The 3,366-nt window shown below is 43.5% G+C and carries 3 protein-coding genes; all 3 read right to left on the reverse strand.

What is annotated here, in order from left to right; translation table 11 throughout:
* Nucleotides 1-793, reverse strand: a 793-nt coding sequence (locus tag HZC12_10795) for a YkgJ family cysteine cluster protein (protein ID MBI5027190.1), incomplete at its 3' end; no start/stop codon positions are given.
* 205 nt (nucleotides 794-998) lie between these two features.
* Entirely contained in the window at nucleotides 999-2,915 is a 1,917-nt protein-coding gene (aprA, locus tag HZC12_10800; protein ID MBI5027191.1) for an adenylyl-sulfate reductase subunit alpha, read from the reverse strand.
* A gap of 20 nt (nucleotides 2,916-2,935) precedes the next feature.
* Nucleotides 2,936-3,366, reverse strand: a 431-nt coding sequence (aprB, locus tag HZC12_10805; protein MBI5027192.1) for an adenylyl-sulfate reductase subunit beta, incomplete at its 5' end; no start/stop codon positions are given.

Raw genomic sequence — 3,366 nt, forward strand, 5'->3', positions numbered from 1 at the left:
ATGGTTTGATCCCCTCTTCTCTCGTTGACTTCAAGAGCTTATCCATTTCCTTATCTTTGAGTCTCAAGGTATCTTCCGAGAACAGATTAAATCTTACCCATCTATAGCCAAAACTTAAAAGTTCTTCTTCATCTTCTTTTATCTTTTCAATAACCTCTTTCTCAACATCATATATATCGAAAAACCTGGTTTCAAAAAGGAATCCTTTGAATTCATTTAGGTCATAACATACCATATAAAGCACCTTTGCTCTTCCTGACTCAAGCTTATTCTCTCCGCCTGAGGCGGAGAAATAATCATGGAAGGTAACTTCCTTGTATGATTTATTCATTTTATCATAGATATCAATCCCCTGATCCTTTTTCCACTCTTGTATTGTCCATTGTTTTCCCTCTTTGAGTCCAAGGCATGAGGGCTTTTCCTCTATCAAAAATTCTTCTTCCTTTGAGGAAGCCGGGAATATGGGATACATCCTGCATGACCATGGCCTGTGCTCATATATGCTGCATCCATCCGGGGTGACGAAAGGACATGTTTTATTTTCATCCTCCATCATCTTAAGCACAACCAGAGGTAACCCCTCTTCTCCTAAAAGTGCAATGGTATATCCTTTTAAGAATTCTCCAGAAGATGTCTCAAGGGATCTTCTCATCCTCAGGACATCATAGGGTGTGAGAAAGATATTTGTATCACTACAGCATGTGTTAAAACAGGAAAGCCCTTTATGACATGAAAACTTGAATCTGTCATTTAGAGAGAGCCTTCTGTGTTTTTCAGTATATTCTTCATTCATAAATTATTCTGAACAAAAAACTTAATTAACCACAGATAAACACAGATTCACACAGAAAAGAAAGAAACATAAAATATTTTTAAAAAAAATCTGTGAAAATCTGTGGCTAAATTTTTATAATTTCCTATACACCTATAAATTTTTTATGAGGGGGCGACCTGAAAGGTTGCCCCCTCACAGATAACTTCCAAGACCTACTATCTTATTAAATAATAGGAATCATTGGCCTTTCAATTACCTTCCATTCCTTCTTATCCACATCATATTTCACATTGACAAAGTGCTTCTGGCCTTCATCCAGTTTAAGGTAATCGTGTTTAAAGTAATACCCAGGCCATCTTGACTCCTTCCTCGCCAGCCTTGTCCTTACACATGCTATGCCAACCCACATTCTGTGAATAGCCTCCCATGCCCTCAACAGCCCATGAAGGTCCTTAGCAGCAATCTTCTCTGCATCCTCTTCACAGAACCCCAATTTCCAGAGCCCAGTCTCAAGCATCTTGTCAGATGTCCCATAAAGCGTCTCCCAGCTACCTGCATATTCTCCCATTATTTTCTGTACCCTGAATAGGAAATTATGTGGGGAGATATAGTGAGGATTCACATCCGGCATTGTTGTATATGTCTTCTTCTCTTCATAGAGGGCAAGTGGTCTAAGCACTATTTCCTTGAGTTTCTTTATCGTATTATCAGATACTGTTGGTTTGTAGTCCTTCTTGTCATTGGCAAACCTAACCGCTGACTTTCCTACAATCCTTCCCTGTGTATGTGAACCACTTGAGAACTTATGGGCAGATGCCCCTACCCCGCAACCTGCTGTGAATAGACCCGTAACAGTCGTCATTAAGTTGTACTTGGCAGGGAATGCATCCGCATATTCTTTTGGCATAAGGTCTTCAGCGCCAGATACCCATGCACCACAAGAGGCGGCATGTGAACCTATGAAGCAAGGATCTGACAACTGAAGCTCCATCGGTTTTTCCATAGGGTCAATATTATGGGCAGCCCAGTTTGTAGCGCCTGCGATTGTCATATCAAGGAAGTCCTCCCATGCTTCGCTTTCATACTCTCTTATCTTCTTCTTCAGCTCCTTTGGGTCTGTTATCTCCTTCTGATACCTTTCTACCACCTTATTTGTGTGCATGAGAAACGGAGTTTTGCCTTCCTTCGCGCAGAGTATCATCTCATAGTTTCTCACAGGAGTTGGACAGGGCTTCGCCTTTGCATATGGCGCCCACTTGTCTGTCTCGGACCCATACGCACCAACGTATGGCCCGTCATAGGCATTTGTTGCCGGTGTCTTAAAGAGCAGGAAGAATGTGCCAACAGGACCATAGGAGTCTTTGAACCTTGGCGGGACAAATGTCACATCCATCTGAGTAAGCTCACCCCCAGCCTGGAGAGTGAGGGCATAAGTCGTTCCTCCTAAAAATGGCGGCATCCATGACCTCCCAAAGCCTTCACCCTGAGACCTTGGCCTGAATACATGGACCGCACCACCCAATATACAGACAACTACCTTTGCCTTAAACACATAGAACTTGTCTTCCCTTACGCTATAACCGACTGCACCGCATACCCTGTTAGGCTCTTTCTCATCTTTCAGAAGGTGTGTTATGTAGACCCTCTCAATTATCTGTCCCTTGTCACCGAGGGTGCCTATAGCGTTCTTTGCTGCCTCTGCCACGATGATCTTGTAACTCTCGCCTGATATCATCACCTGCCATTCACCTGATTTTCTAAAATTCCCTGCCTCATCCTTCCATATAGGAAGTCCCCATTTCTCGAAGTGTCTGACTGTTGAATCAACATGTCTTCCAATATCATAGACAAGGTCCTGCCTTGCTAAACCCATCTGGTCATTCGTCACATACTCAGCATACCTTTCCGGCATACGGGAATTCTCGGTTACCTTTCCATCCATCCCCATATATGTATTAATGGCAGAAAGGCCCATGGCTACAGGACCACTTCTGTCAATGGCAGCCTTGTCTACAAGTGTTACCTTCATTCCGGTTGCCTTTGCCCAGTATGCAGCCTCTACTGCAGCGCCACAGCCTGCCATTCCTCCACCGAGTATCAATATATCAGTATCAACAACTTCTGTCGCAAATTCTCTCATGTTTTCCCTCCTTTCTTATCTTATTTTTTAATTGTTGGAAGCTCTTTAACTCCCATTATATCAGGCTCTCCAAGCATTAACTGATTGTTTAAGTCTGCCACCTTTGCCTCAGGATATCCCTCCAGCGCCTTTATAGAGCCTTCTGGTGTAGTCCTCGTTGCATACTTAAACCTCTTGATTCTTCCATCTCTGAATGTGATGGTCCACATGATGTCCTCAGTTCCTCTCAGTGGAGTTGATGCAGCACCGAGTGGCATAAAGTCTGCATAGCCCCTGACATCCATAGCCTGTTGCGGACATATCTTTACACAACAGTAGCACTCCCAGCAATAGCTAGGCTCCTGATTATATGCCTTCATCCTTTCCTTGTCCAGGAACATCAGGTCATTCGGGCAGATATACATGCATGCAGTTTTATCCTGCCCCTTGCAGCCGTCGCACTTCTCATTAA

The sequence above is a fragment of the Nitrospirota bacterium genome (assembly GCA_016214385.1).
Lineage (GTDB): Bacteria > Nitrospirota > Thermodesulfovibrionia > UBA6902 > JACROP01 > JACROP01.